At 73.8% G+C, this 12795-nt stretch carries 12 protein-coding genes and 1 pseudogene; 10 read left to right on the top strand and 3 right to left on the bottom strand.

What is annotated here, in order from left to right:
* The first annotated feature begins 108 nt into the window (after positions 1–108).
* Complete coding sequence (locus OG207_RS21495) at positions 109–2004, top strand: C1 family peptidase (protein ID WP_329100110.1); 1896 nt, start codon at positions 109–111, stop codon at positions 2002–2004.
* A 15-nt stretch (positions 2005–2019) separates the two neighbouring features.
* Complete coding sequence (locus OG207_RS21490; RefSeq protein ID WP_329100109.1) at positions 2020–2370, top strand: hypothetical protein; 351 nt, start codon at positions 2020–2022, stop codon at positions 2368–2370.
* Here OG207_RS21490 and OG207_RS21485 read toward each other — a convergent pair.
* Complete coding sequence (locus OG207_RS21485; RefSeq protein ID WP_329100108.1) at positions 2354–3535, bottom strand: DUF418 domain-containing protein; 1182 nt, start codon at positions 3533–3535, stop codon at positions 2354–2356. The genes OG207_RS21490 and OG207_RS21485 overlap by 17 nt on opposite strands.
* A gap of 193 nt (positions 3536–3728) precedes the next feature.
* On the opposite strand from OG207_RS21485, the gene OG207_RS21480 reads away from it, so the two are divergent.
* Entirely contained in the window at positions 3729–4379 is a 651-nt protein-coding gene (locus tag OG207_RS21480) for a GntR family transcriptional regulator (RefSeq protein WP_329100107.1), read from the top strand.
* Positions 4380–4414: 35 nt separating this feature from the next.
* The gene (locus OG207_RS21475; protein ID WP_329107767.1) at positions 4415–5761 is read left to right on the top strand and encodes an MFS transporter; all 1347 of its coding nucleotides are present in this window, start codon (positions 4415–4417) and stop codon (positions 5759–5761) included.
* 46 nt (positions 5762–5807) lie between these two features.
* On the opposite strand, the gene OG207_RS21470 is transcribed toward OG207_RS21475, so the two are convergent.
* Positions 5808–6638: a maleylpyruvate isomerase family mycothiol-dependent enzyme gene (locus OG207_RS21470; protein WP_329100106.1), complete on the bottom strand. Its 831-nt coding sequence runs from the start codon at positions 6636–6638 to the stop codon at positions 5808–5810.
* Positions 6639–6787: 149 nt separating this feature from the next.
* Between OG207_RS21470 and OG207_RS21465 the strand changes: the two genes are divergently transcribed.
* The 4 genes from OG207_RS21465 (at position 6788) to OG207_RS21450 (ending at position 9513) form a co-directional block, all read left to right on the top strand.
* Positions 6788–7567: a carbon-nitrogen family hydrolase gene (locus tag OG207_RS21465; protein ID WP_329100105.1), complete on the top strand. Its 780-nt coding sequence runs from the start codon at positions 6788–6790 to the stop codon at positions 7565–7567.
* 122 nt (positions 7568–7689) lie between these two features.
* Positions 7690–8001 (top strand): hypothetical protein, encoded by a 312-nt coding sequence (locus tag OG207_RS21460; RefSeq protein ID WP_329100104.1) that lies wholly within the window; start codon positions 7690–7692, stop codon positions 7999–8001.
* A gap of 143 nt (positions 8002–8144) precedes the next feature.
* Entirely contained in the window at positions 8145–8957 is an 813-nt protein-coding gene (locus OG207_RS21455; protein WP_329100103.1) for a hypothetical protein, read from the top strand.
* A gap of 28 nt (positions 8958–8985) precedes the next feature.
* Complete coding sequence (locus tag OG207_RS21450) at positions 8986–9513, top strand: DUF4240 domain-containing protein (RefSeq protein ID WP_329100102.1); 528 nt, start codon at positions 8986–8988, stop codon at positions 9511–9513.
* A gap of 57 nt (positions 9514–9570) precedes the next feature.
* On the opposite strand, the gene OG207_RS21445 is transcribed toward OG207_RS21450, so the two are convergent.
* On the bottom strand, positions 9571–10176 hold the full coding sequence (locus tag OG207_RS21445) for a TetR/AcrR family transcriptional regulator (protein ID WP_329100101.1): 606 nt from the start codon (positions 10174–10176) through the stop codon (positions 9571–9573).
* A gap of 78 nt (positions 10177–10254) precedes the next feature.
* Here OG207_RS21445 and abc-f point away from each other — a divergent pair.
* A pseudogene (abc-f, locus tag OG207_RS21440) lies at positions 10255–11853 on the top strand (ribosomal protection-like ABC-F family protein); the annotation flags it as partial.
* Positions 11850–12734 (top strand): Vgb family protein, encoded by an 885-nt coding sequence (locus OG207_RS21435; protein WP_329100100.1) that lies wholly within the window; start codon positions 11850–11852, stop codon positions 12732–12734. The pseudogene abc-f and the gene OG207_RS21435, both read left to right, overlap by 4 nt.
* Positions 12735–12795: the final 61 nt, after the last annotated feature.

Genomic DNA, 12795 nt, shown 5'->3' with positions numbered 1-12795 from the left:
ACGCCCCCTCGTGCCCCCGCGCGACCGTGCGGACCCCCTTGACGCCCCCGGGCGCCGGGGAGACGCTCCCGGGTCTTGGATCCGAACGGTTGCAGCTGGGGGGCCGCTATGCCGGAGGAGTCTGTCCAGTCGGTGGGCGAGCTGCGTGCGCAGCTCGCCCGGCAGGGGGCGCGCTGGTCGGTCCTGGAGCACCTCGCCGACGAGGAGCCCGTGCCGCGGCCTTCGCTCGGTCTGGAGCCCGGGGCGAACCTGACCACTGCCGAAGACGCGGGGGTGATCGACCTCCCGGGGACGATCGGCCGCGCGAGCGGCAATCCGCACCTGACCCGGCGCCGCGCCGCCCACGGGCTGCTGCCCGGGGTCCGGGGGGCGGCCGCTGCGGCCCGGCCCACCGCCGTGGACTGGCGCAGCCGCTGGGGCTGGCCGTGGATCACCAAGGTGAAGGACCAGAACCCGTGCGGTTCCTGCTGGGCCTTCGGCGCCACCGGCTTGGTGGAGTCCATGGCCCGGATCGAGCACGACGTGTGGGCGGAGCGCTCGGAGGGGGACGTCCACGACGGCCTGCGCTTCAGCTGCGGCCAGGGCAGCAATCCGGAGACCGCCCTCGACTGGATCAAGGCGAACGGCGGACTCGCGGACCCGGACTGCTGGCCGTACAGCACCCCGCCCGCGGGGCTCCCGGCCGCCCGCCGCGACGCCTGGCGCGCCGAGTACACGCCCAGCTGGGACCGGTCCGGCCGGACCGTCCGGATCACCGACTACGTCCGGCTCGGCGACGTGGAGCAGCAGAAGGTCTGGCTGGACACGGTCGGCCCGCTGACGGCCTGCTTCGACGTGTACGACGACTTCTTCGGCCTCGGCTCCGGCGTGTACCACCGTACGAGCGACCATCTCGCGGGCGGCCACTGCGTGTTGATCGTCGGATACGACGACGCGGCCGGCTGCTGGCTGTTCAAGAACTCCTGGGGGACGGGCTACCACGTCGGCGGCTACGGCCGGATCGCCTACGGCGAGGTCAACATCGACTACTGGGCCAAGTGCGGCCTGCGCGGCACCAACCCCGACCCGTGGACCAAGCGCCGCCTGCACACCGGCAACGTCTACGAGAGCGGCAACGGCCGCGCCCACCGCAACTTCGAGCTGCTCGCCACCGCCCCCGGAGACCGCCTCCAGCACTGGTGGCGCGAGGGCGATTCCCCGTTCGCCTGGGCCCGTGCGGGGACCTTCGCCGCCGACGCCTCCGGCCAGCCCGCTTTCACCGGCACCACCTACAACCGCAACATGGAGTCCCTGCACGTGACCACCGGCGGCCGGCTGCGCCACTGGTACTACGAGCAGTCCGGCGGGGCCTGGCGCGACGGCGGCCTCTTCGGGCCGGGCGACGCGGCCGTCGGGTCGACCCCGGCGTTCATCCAGAGCGACTACGGCAAGCCGGGCAACTTCGAGGTCGTCGTACGGACCGCCGACGGCCGCCTCAACCACTGGTGGCGGATCAACGGCGCCCCCTGGACCTGGAACGACGGCGGCCGGTTCGCCTCCGGCATCGCCCACTACGGGCCCGCCCTCGTCCAGACCCGCGGCCGCCACCTCGACCTCGTCGCCACCCGCACCGACGGCCGCATGCAGCTGTGGTGGCGCGACGATCCGAACGGCTTCACCTGGCGGGCGGGGGAGGTCTTCGGCAGTGCCGCGGCGGCCGTCTCCGCGCCCTGCCTGATCGAGGGGCAGTTCGGGGCCGCGGACGAGGACACCGCCGGGAACTACGAGTTGTGCGTGGCCGTCGCCGACGGCCGCGTGGAGCACTGGTGGCGCGGCAACGCGGGCGGCTCGCCCTGGCGGCGCAGCGCGGTCTTCGGGCACGACGTGGTCTCCGTCACCGGGATGCTCCAGGGCAGTTTCGGGTTCAACCTGGAAGTGGTCGTCCTGCGCACCGACCGCCGCCTCCAGCACTACTGGCGCGACGGCGCGGGCTGGCACGAGGGGTCGGTGATCGGCCCCGTCTGAGAGGAACGGGCGGGCGTGGAGGTACGGAGCATCGTGCTGGGCCCGGACGAGCCGTACGAGCTGCGGCTCACCGGGCGTGGCGCGCGCGGGTACGTGTGGACCTGGCAGGTCACCGGGGACGCGGACGCGGTGACGGTGGCGGAGGCCCCCGGGTCCGGGGTCGGCGGGTCCGGGGTCGGGGCCGCCGGGGCGGCCCCGCTGCCGGGGGCCCCGGTGGAGCGGACCTACGTGGTCCGGGCCCGGCCCCCGGGCGGGGGTCGGGCCCGGATCCGTTTCGCGCAGGTCCGGCCGCCCTACCCGGACGAGGCGCCCTACGACGAGTTCGTCCTGGACGTGGAGGTGGCGGCGGTCACCGGCGGCTCTTGAGGACCGTGCGCTGCACGGCCTCCAGCGGGCCGTGGTCGAAGCGGCGCAGCCACAGCCGTGATCCGGCGGCCAGGACCAGGCTCACGCCGGCCCACAGGCCCATCACCCACCAGGGGCCGGTGCCGCCGAGCCGTTCGGCGAGGCCCAGCCCGATGCCGTAGCAGAGCAGCATGCAGAGCAGGTTCTGGGCGACGTAGCAGGACAGGGCGGTGCGGCCGACGGAGCCGAGGGAACGGCTCACCGGGGCCGGGATCCACCGCCGGTCGAGGGCGGTGCCGATCAGGCCGATGTAGCCGAGGGCGAGCAGGGGCGCGGCGCCGTAGCGGCCCAGGAGGTAGAAGTCGCCGCCGCCGAGGGTGGTCGCGGCGTTCAGCGGCAGCCCGAGGCCCAGGCCCCAGGTGGCAAGCCGGCCGCGGATGCGGCGGCCTTCGTCGGTGGCGGTGAAGGCGCCGGCGCGGTGCAGCCGCACGCCGAGGAGGAAGAGGAACACGAGCAGCCCGAAGGAGAAGACCGGCTCGATGCGCAGCGCGAGGAAGTGTTCCAGGCGCAAGGCGATCTGGTCCGGATAGCTTCCGTGGGCGTACAGCTCGACGGCGGCCGGGTCCGGGCTCTTGGGGGCGCCGGGCGGCCGGCTCAGTGCGTCGAGGGTCGCCAGGGACACCAGAGCCAGGTGCAGCCCGCCGGCCGTCCACATGGCCACCTTGCGCACCTTCTCGGAGCGGGCCAGCAACCAGGCGACGAGCAGGGCGGTCACCGCGTACCCCATGAGCACGTCCCAGGCGAAGACGAGCACGAAGTGGACGGTGCCCTCGACGAAGAGGAAGGCGGCGCGGCGCGGGTAGCGCCCGGGCCAGGGGTCGCCGCGGCGGGCGGCGGAGTCGAACTGGATGGCCAGGCCCACCCCGAACAGGACCGTCAGCAGGGCCAGGAACTTGCCGTCCGCGAGGAAGCGGAAGACGCTCTCGGCGAGGTGGGCGGCGGAGGGGTCGGCGATCGGGTCGGGCAGCTTCAGACCGCCCTGGAGCACCCCCCACTCCGAGCCGGGCGAGGTGAAGATCCAGACGTTGGTCATGAGCGTGCCGAGGATCGCGGCGCCGCGCAGGACGTCCAGGAGCGGGAGCCGGGCGGTCTTCTGTGCCGCCGGGGCGAGCAGGGTTTCGGCCATGACTTCAGCGTCCCGGCGCGCGGGGCCCCGTACGTCCTGCGGGCGGACGAAGGCGCGCTACATCCTTCGATGCAGCGGGAGACCCGCGGACCAGACCCGGGGTCCGGGAGCCCGTTCGGGGTCCCCGCCCGGGGCCGGGTCCACATTTTGGACCGGGCCGGGCTTGCACCCCTGTTGTATCTATCCTGTGCGCATGCCCGCCCCCGCCACTGCCGTGACCGCCGCCGACCGCGTCTACCAGCACGTCAAGCACGGGGTGCTCGACCGCCGCTACGAAGGCGGCACCCTGCTGACCGAGGGCGAACTGGCCGCCGCCGTGGGGGTGTCCCGTACGCCCGTCCGCGAGGCGCTGCTGCGACTGGAGACCGAGGGGCTGCTGAAGCTGTACCCGAAGAAGGGCGCCCTGGTCCTCCAGGTCTCCGCGCAGGAGATCACCGACGTCCTCGAAACCAGGCTGCTGGTCGAGGAATTCACCGTACGCAGGGCCGTGCCGGCCCCACCGGGCCTGCTGGACCGGCTCGCCGCCCTGCTCGACGAACAGCGCCGGCACGCCGACGCGGGCGACCTCGCGGCGATGATGGCCGCCGACCGCGGCTTCCACGCCGAGATCGTGCGCAGCGCCGGGAACCAGATCCTGTGCCGGCTCTACGACCAACTCCGCGACCGGCAGCTGCGGATGGGCGTGGCCCTGCTGCACGCCCACCCCGAACGGCTGGACCGCACCCTCGCCGAGCACGCGGAGATCCTGGCCGCGCTGCGGGCCGGGGACGCGGACACGGCGGCCGCGACGGTCCGCGGGCACATCGGCCGGGTCGAGGCCCTGGTGCGGGGGTCGGGCCGGTGAACGGGCCGGTGAACGCCTCCCCCGCCAGGGCCGACATGCCCGCCGACCCGCCGGGCGGCCGGAAGGCCGTCGCCGTGTGGGGCATCGGCGTCGCCGTCTACTTCGTGGCGGTGATCTTCCGTACCAGCCTGGGCGTGGCCGGCCTGGACGCCGCCGACCGCTTCCACGTGGGCGCCTCGGCGCTGGCCACCTTCTCCCTCCTCCAGCTGCTGGTCTACGCGGGCATGCAGATACCGGTGGGCCTGATGGTCGACCGGCTCGGCACCAAGAAGGTGCTGACCCTGGGCGCGGTGCTCTTCACCGCCGGCCAGCTCGGCTTCGCGCTGTCGCCCTCCTACGGGATGGCGCTCGCCGCGCGGGCGCTGCTGGGCTGCGGCGACGCGATGACCTTCATATCGGTGCTGCGGCTGGGCACCCGCTGGTTCCCGGCCCGGCGCGGGCCGCTGATGGCTCAGCTGGCCGGGCTGGTCGGCATGGCGGGCAACCTCGTCTCCACCCTCGTCCTCGCCCCTGTCCTGCACGGGGTCGGCTGGACCGCCGCCTTCGCGGGCAGCGCCGCGGCGGGTCTGGTGGTCCTGGTGCCGCTGGTGCTGTTCCTGCGGGACCACCCGGAGGGATACGGGCCCGCACCGCGCGCCGCCGGGGCTCCGGGGGTTCCGGGGGCTCCGGGGGGCTTCGTGCGCCGCCAGATCCGGGAGTCCTGGGCCGAACCCGGCACCCGGCTCGGCCTGTGGGTGCACTTCACCACGCAGTTCCCCGCGATGGTCTTCCTGCTGCTGTGGGGCATGCCCTTCCTGGTCGAGGCGCAGGGGCTGCCGCGGACCACCGCGGGCGGGCTGCTGACGCTGGTCGTCGCCTCGAACATGGTGCTCGGCCTCGTCTACGGCCAGCTCGTCGGCCGCCGCCAGTCCGCGCGGATCCCGCTCGCCCTGGGCACGGTCGGCCTCACCGCCCTGTTGTGGGCGTCGGTCCTCGCCTTCCCGGGCGGGCGCGCGCCGATGTGGCTGCTGGTCACCCTGTGCCTGGTCCTGGGCGGGTGCGGGCCGGCGTCGATGATCGGCTTCGACTTCGCCCGCCCGGCCAATCCGGCGGAGCGCCAGGGCACCGCCTCCGGCATCACGAACATGGGCGGCTTCATCGCGTCCATGACCACCCTGCTGACGGTCGGCATCCTGTTGGACGCCACCGGCGACAACTACCGCGTCGCCTTCTGCACGGTCTTCGTCCTCCAAGCGCTGGGAGTGATCAGCATCTTGCGCCTGCGGCCCCTGGCCCTGTCCCGTGAGGCCGCCCGGGGCCGCGTCACCGTCCCCGTCCCCGCGCCGGAGCCGGCGTCCGGTGCGTGTCTCCTCCCGGAAACAGCAGGGCGCGAGGCGCCGTAGGTCCGCCGCGCGGCCCCTCTTGGGCCACCCGGCTGCACCCGGTCGCCTACGGGGTCACGGAGAACTGCGTGAGGATGGCGTTTGCCAGTTCCACGTCGCCCTCCACCTTCACCCGGTCCGCCACGGTGTGCGCCCGGACCCGGCCCGCCGCCAGGCGGACGTACGTCTCCCAGTCCAGCGTCAGGGTCACCGCCGGGCCCAGCGACGGCGACTTGTCCACCGTGCCGCGGCCCTCCGCGTCCACCCGTACCGTCCGCATGAATTCCAGCTGGCCGTGGACGTCGATGACCACGGCCGAGTTCGCCGGCGCGCCGGCCCGCTTGGCCACCACCTTCGGCAGCCCGGCCAGCAGGAGGTCCCGCGCCACGTACGCGCCCGGCGAATCCCAGTTCCCCGGGGTCCCCAGCGCCGCCCGCAGGTCCTGCTCGTGGATCCACACGTCGAAGGCCCGCAGCCGCAGCGCCTGCTCCAGCGTCACCTGGTCACCGAGCGGCCCGCGGACCATCGTGGCCGGATCCCGCTTCTCGTTCCGCAGCTGCCGGGAGCGCCGGATCACCGTGTACTCCAGCTCCGAGGTCATTTCCGGCGCGGTGTGGTGGCGCCGCACGTCGACCTGCACCTCCATGTACCGGCTGAACTCGTCCACCACGTGCCGCAGGTCCCGTGCCACGGTGTGGATCGGCCGGGGGTCCCCGAGCTGCTCGCACTCGATGCCGATGATGTGCGACACGACATCACGGACCGACCAGCCGGGACACGGCGTCGCCCGGTTCCACTCGCCCTCCGTCAGGGGGAGGACCAACTCGGATATCGCCTCGATGGAGTGTGTCCACGCGTCGGCATAGGGCTGGAGGGCGGGATGCGGCTGGACGGTCAACGGGACCCCTCGCGGTGCTGTTCAATGGCGCGTTTCGGAAGCGGTGGACTCAGTTTCCAAAACTACGCTGCCGGTGAGCACCCCGGCAGTGCTTTCGTGTGACGATCGTAGGCCCGAGTTGACGGCTTGAACGCCAGGACGGTGGTAGTGTGCGCGCCTCGCTGATCCAAATCGCAGTGAACGAGGGCGAGTCGGTGTCTTCCCGACGCGTCCGCATGGCCGAACTCGTACGGGAGCAGGCGGGCTCCGATCTCGTCGTCCTGCCGGAGCTGTGGCCGGTCGGCGCGTTCGCCTACGAGCAGTTCGAGACCGAGGCCGAACCGCTGGACGGCCCGACCTACGAGGCCATGTCGAAGGCGGCGCGCGACGCCGGCGTCTGGCTGCACGCGGGTTCGGTCGTGGAGCGCGCCGGCGACGGCTCCCTCTACAACACCGCCCTCGTCCTCTCCCCGACGGGCGAGCTCGCCGCCACCTACCGGAAGATCCACCGCTTCGGCTTCGACCAGGGCGAGGCGGTGCTGATGTCGGCCGGGGACTCCCTGACCACGGTGACCCTGCCGGAGCAGACCCTCGGCATCGCCACCTGCTACGACCTGCGCTTCCCGGAGCTGTTCCGCGGCCTGGTCGACGCCGGGGCCACCACGATGGTCGTCGCGGCGGGCTGGCCCGCCCGCCGCCGCTCGCACTGGACCCTGCTGGCCCGGGCGCGCGCCGTGGAGGACCAGTGCTACGTCCTGGCGTGCGGGCTGGCCGGCACCCACGCGGGCGTGGAGCAGGCCGGGCACAGCCTGGTGGTCGACCCGTGGGGCGAGGTGCTGGCCGAGGCGGGTCCCGGCGAGGAGGTCCTCACCGTGGACCTGGACCCGGCCAAGGTCCCCGACACCCGCTCCCAGTTCCCGGCCCTGAAGGACCGCCGCCTGGGCCGCTGACGGGCCCGGGGGATTCCCGGGAATCCCGCGGACCCCGGCCGGCTTGGCGCCGGGGTCCGCGGGCAGACGAGGGGGACGGGCGGCGCCGGCCGCCGGGTCGACGAGGAGGAGGCGGGTACACCGTGACGGACGACGCAGAGGCCGTGCTTGAGGCCGCCCTGGAACCGCACGAGCCCACCATCGCGGAGATCACCGCCCGGGAGCGCGTCCGGGACCGGGCCACCGGCCTGGCCCACCACGAGGCGCATGCCGCCCTCGAGACCGTGCTGGCGACCGTCGGCGACCTGGAGCGCGCCGACGCCGCCGCCCGCGCCGAGGCCGCCGAGTGGCAGCGCATCAGCGACCTCCTGTTCGACCACGGAGGCCCGTACGCACCGGACACCGACGCCTACGTCCAGGGTCAGCTCGCGGCCCGGAAGCACCATCGGGACTGACCGCGTCCCCCCGTCCCCCCGCTCCTTCGAGGAACGCGTGCCGGCCGCCTCGTCCTCGATCCAGCTGTCGTCCCCGAGGGTCGGCATTTTGTCCCGTACGAGGTGTTTCATGCGCTGATCGGGGCCCGCGATAGGTTGCCCCCATGCCCCTGCTCTACGTGACCGACCTGGCGTACCCCGCACGCGGCCGCCGCTACTGCGACGAGGACATATTCCTCACGTCCCGGCTGCGCGCCGCGTTCGACCTGGCCCTGTGCCATCCCGCGGACGCGGAAGCCATGCTGCCGCTCGGCTTCGACGCGGTGATCGTCCGCAACAGCGGCCCGGTCCTGCACTACCAGGAGGCCTACGACTCCTTCCGCGCGGCAGCCCTCGCCGCCGGGACCCGCGTCTACAACCCGCTCACCGGCCGCGCCGACATGGCGGGCAAGCAGTACCTCCTCGACCTGACGGCCGCCGGCTACCCGGTGATCCCGACGGTCGACGACCCCGCCCGGCTGGCGGAACTGCCGCAGGTGCCGCAGTACGCGGTCAAGCCGAAGCAGGGCGCCGACTCCATCGGCCTCACCTTCACCGCGACACCGAACGGGCCGGCCGGGGCCGTGCTGATCCAGCCGCGCATCGACTTCACGTACGAGGTGTCCTTCTACTTCGTCGACGACGCCTTCCAGTACGCGCTGTACGCCCCCGATCCGGCCCGCCGCTGGGAGCTGGAGCTCTACGCCCCGACCGGGGCGGACCTGGCCTTCGCCCGTTCCTTCGTCGACTGGAACACCCTCGACCACGGCATCCAGCGCGTCGACGCCTGCCGTGCGCCGTCCGGCGAACTGCTCCTCGTCGAACTGGAGGACCTGAACCCGTACTTGTCCCTCGACCTCGTCCCGGCGCCGGTGCAGGACGCCTTCGTCGGCGCGCTCACAAGATCCCTCCACACCTTCCTCAGCACCACCGCCTGATGTCAGACCCGGCTGCCAGGCTTTCCGCATGGACAAGCAGACGTTCTGGAAGCTGATCGAGACGGCCCGTGCCGACGCGGAACCCGAGGAGGTGGCCTCGCGCGCGGCGCAGCTCCTCGCGGACCGGGCGGCGACGGAGATAGCCGCGTCCCAGCAGGTGCTGTGGGACCTGCTGGCGGAGTCCTACCGGGCGCCGCTCTGGGCCGCGGCCTACGTGATCAACGGGGGCTGCTCGGACGACGGCTTCGACTACTTCCGCGGCTGGCTCCTCACCCAGGGCCGGGAGGTCTTCGAGACGGCCCTGGCCGACCCCGACTCCCTCGCCGCGCACCCCGCGGTCCGCGAGGCCGCGGAGCACGGCCTGGAACTGTGGGACGAGGAGGCCCTGTCGATCGCCTGGACCGCCTATGAGGCCGGCACCGGCCGCGAACTGCCCGCGGACTCCTTCACGATCAGCTACCCGGCCCTGGACCCGTCCTGGGACTTCGACTTCGACGACACCGACGAGATATCGGCCCGACTTCCCCGGCTGAGCGCCCTCTTCGACTACGCGTAGCGGTACGGGGGGCGACCGGCGCCCCGCCCCCGCTCCCCGGCCGCCGCCCGCCGCCGGCTACGGCCCGGTGAAGGCGCCGGCCCGGGCCGCCAGTGCCGCGGTGCGGGCCGCGGCGGCGGGGAGGTGCGGGTCCGGGGCCGTGCCCAGCAGGACCAGCTCGTGGTACATCGGCGCGGTCGCCGCGACCAGTAGCTCCCGGGCGCGGGTGCCCGGCGAGAGCTCGCCCCGCTCCTCGGCGCGTGCCGCGACCACCGCGCAGCGCGCGTACCGGTGCTCCCAGAAGGCCCGCAGGGCCCGCGCGGCCTGCGCCGAGCGGAACGACGCGGCGATCAGTGCCGTGGTCAGCGGGGGATCGGCCGCGACCCCCGCCAGGATCTCCTCGTTCAGCGCCGTCAGGTCGCCCTCCAACGTTCCGGTGTCCGCCGGCTCCCAGCCGTCGTCGGCCGCCGTGTCCAGGAGGTCGGCCAGCAATCCCCCGACGTCCCGCCAGCGGCGGTAGACGGTGGTGCGGTGGACGCCGGCCCGCTCGGCCACGGCGTCGACGGTGAGCGAGTCGTACCCGTGCTCGACCAGTTGTGCCCCGGTGGCCTCCAAGACCTGGGTGCGGATCCGGGCGCTGCGGCCCCCGGGACGTGAACCGCTTGCGGGTGTGGTGGATGACATGCCATGATTCTAACGCAACAGTTGTCGCTGTAGGGAGTCCTCACGCACCCCACGACCGGAACCACCCGGCCCACCCGCCTCACCCAGCTCACCCTCCGCACCGTCACCAAGTCCTACGACGGCCGCCCCGTCCTCGACGCCGTCACCTGCTCCCTCGTACCCGGCGAACGCACCGGGATCATCGGCGAGAACGGCTCGGGCAAGTCCACCCTGCTCCGCCTCTTAGCCGGCCTGGAAACCCCCGACCAGGGCACCGTCACCGTCCGCGCCGCCGGCGGCATCGGCCACCTGGCCCAGGAGGAACACCTCCCCGACCACCTCACCGTCCAGGACGTCATCGACCGCGGCCTCACGGACCTGCGCACCGTCGAAGCCCGGATGCGCGCACTGGAACGGGCCATGACCGAAGGCGACGAGAGCGGCCTGCCGGAGTACGGCGACCTCCTCACCGTCTTCGAACTGCGCGGCGGGTACGACGCCGACGCCCGCCTGGAACGCGCCCTGCACGGCCTGGGCCTGGTCGCACTGGACCGCGACCGCCGCGTCGGCGGCCTCTCCGGCGGCGAGCAGGTGCGACTGCGCCTGGCCGCCCTGCTGGCGGCCTCCCCCGAGGTCCTGCTGCTCGACGAACCCACCAACCACCTCGACGACACGGCCCTGACCTGGCTCGAAGAGCACCTGCGCGGCCGGGCCGGCACCACCGTCGCCGTCTCCCACGACCGGACCTTCCTGGACCGCGTGACCACCACCCTCGTCGAGGTCGACGCCGACACCCACGCGCTCACCCGCTACGGCGGCGGCTACGCCGGCTACCTCGCGGAGAAGGCCGCCGAACGCGCCCGCCGCGCCCAGGCCCACGAGGAGTGGCGCGCCGAGACCGCGCGGCTGCGCGAGACCGCCGCCACCACCGCACGGCGCGTGGCACCGGGCAGGGCGATGAAGGACGGCAACAAGATGGCGTACGACCGGGCCGCCGGACGCGTCCAGCAGTCCCTGGCCGGCCGGGTCCGCAACGCACAGGAACGGCTGCGCCGGCTGCTGGCCGAGCCGGTCCCGGCTCCCACGGCACCGCTGCGGTTCACCGCCGTGCCGCGGACGGCCCAGAACGTGTCCGGCCCGGTGCTCGACGCCCGGGGCATCGCCGTCCACGGCCGCCTGCACCCGCTCGACCTCGCCCTCGCGACGGGCGACCGGCTCCTGGTCACCGGACCGAACGGGGCCGGCAAGAGCACCCTGCTGCGCCTCCTCGCCGGTGCGCTGGCCCCCGACAGCGGCCTGATCACCCGCCGGGGCCGCACCGGCTACCTGCCGCAGCAGCCCGATCCGGGCCCGGCGCACCGCACCGCCCGCGAGGCCTTCGGCCCCGAGGGCACCGAACGGCTGCTCTCCTCGGGCCTGTTCGCGGCCGACCGGCTCGACACCCCCGTCGGGAAGCTCTCCACCGGGCAGCGCCAACGGCTCGCGCTGGCCCGCCTGGTGGCGGAGCCGGCCGACGTACTGCTGCTCGACGAGCCGACGAACCACCTGTCGCTCGCGCTGGCCGAGGACCTGGAATCCGCCCTCGACCACTACCCGGGAGCCCTGGTGGTCGTCAGCCACGACCGGCGGCTGCTCGACCGCTGGCGCGGCGCCCGCCTCGACCTCACCGCCCCCGCACCCCTGCAAGGAGCCCTGTGACGAACACCCCCACCACGATCCCCGTGGCCGCCCCCGGCGAGGGGCCCTACGGGCTGGCCGCCGGACCCGACGGCGCCCTGTGGACCACCCTGGTCCACGCGGGCGCCCTCGCCCGGATCACCACCGCCGGCGAGGTCACCCGGTACGACACGGGAGCCGCCGGGTGCGGGCCCTCCGTCATCACCGCGGGCCCCGACGGCGCGCTGTGGTTCACCCGCGCCCGCGACCACCGCATCGGCCGCGTCACCGTGTCGGGCGAGTTCCGCGCGTACGACCTGCCCACCCCCGGCAGCGGCCCGTTCGGCATCGCGGCGGGCCCCGACGGCGCGCTCTGGTACACCGCCCTGCACACCGACCGCATCGGCCGCATCACCACGTCCGGCGAGGTCACCGAGTACCCGCTGCCGGTGCGGGAGGCCTTCGCCTCCTTCATCACGCCCGGCCCGGACGGGGCGCTCTGGTTCACCCTCAACCGGGCGAACGCCGTCGGCCGCGTCACCACCGACGGCCGGATCACCCTCCACCCGCTGCCCACCCCGGGCGCCGGACCCGTCGGCATCACGGCGGGCGCCGACGGCGCGCTGTGGTGCGTGGAGATCGGCGCCGGGCAGATCGCCCGGATCACCACCGCGGGCGAAGTGACCGAGTACCCGCTGCCCGATCCAGGCTGCCGCCCGCACGCCATCACGGCCGGCCCGGACGGCCGGTGCTGGTTCACCGAGTGGGGCACGAACCGGGTCGGCGCGATCGGCCCCGACGGCCGGATCGAGGAACACGCCCTGCCGGCACCCGGAGCGGAGCCGCACGGCCTCGCCTTCGGACCGGACGGCCTCCTGTACGTGGCCCTGGAGACGGGCCAGGTGACCCGACTGACCCCCTGAGGGCTGTCCACGGGATCCGGCGCTCCTCCTGCTGCACGGGTGTGATCCGGTGTTCACACCC

Origin of the sequence: Streptomyces sp. NBC_01439 (assembly GCF_036227605.1) — a bacterium.
Classification (GTDB): domain Bacteria; phylum Actinomycetota; class Actinomycetes; order Streptomycetales; family Streptomycetaceae; genus Streptomyces.
The sequence above is the reverse complement of the archived record's forward strand: the minus strand, read 5'-3'. Positions and strand labels throughout refer to the sequence as shown.

Bases quoted from the DNA above. Each gene is read 5' to 3' on its own strand.
- OG207_RS21495 (WP_329100110.1), top strand. From the start codon at position 109: ATGCCGGAGGAGTCTGTCCAGTCGGTGGGCGAGCTGCGTGCGCAGCTC.
- OG207_RS21485 (WP_329100108.1), bottom strand. From the start codon at position 3,535: ATGGCCGAAACCCTGCTCGCCCCGGCGGCACAGAAGACCGCCCGGCTC.
- OG207_RS21480 (WP_329100107.1), top strand. From the start codon at position 3,729: ATGCCCGCCCCCGCCACTGCCGTGACCGCCGCCGACCGCGTCTACCAG.
- OG207_RS21475 (WP_329107767.1), top strand. From the start codon at position 4,415: ATGCCCGCCGACCCGCCGGGCGGCCGGAAGGCCGTCGCCGTGTGGGGC.
- OG207_RS21455 (WP_329100103.1), top strand. From the start codon at position 8,145: ATGCCCCTGCTCTACGTGACCGACCTGGCGTACCCCGCACGCGGCCGC.
- OG207_RS21450 (WP_329100102.1), top strand. From the start codon at position 8,986: ATGGACAAGCAGACGTTCTGGAAGCTGATCGAGACGGCCCGTGCCGAC.
- OG207_RS21445 (WP_329100101.1), bottom strand. From the start codon at position 10,176: ATGTCATCCACCACACCCGCAAGCGGTTCACGTCCCGGGGGCCGCAGC.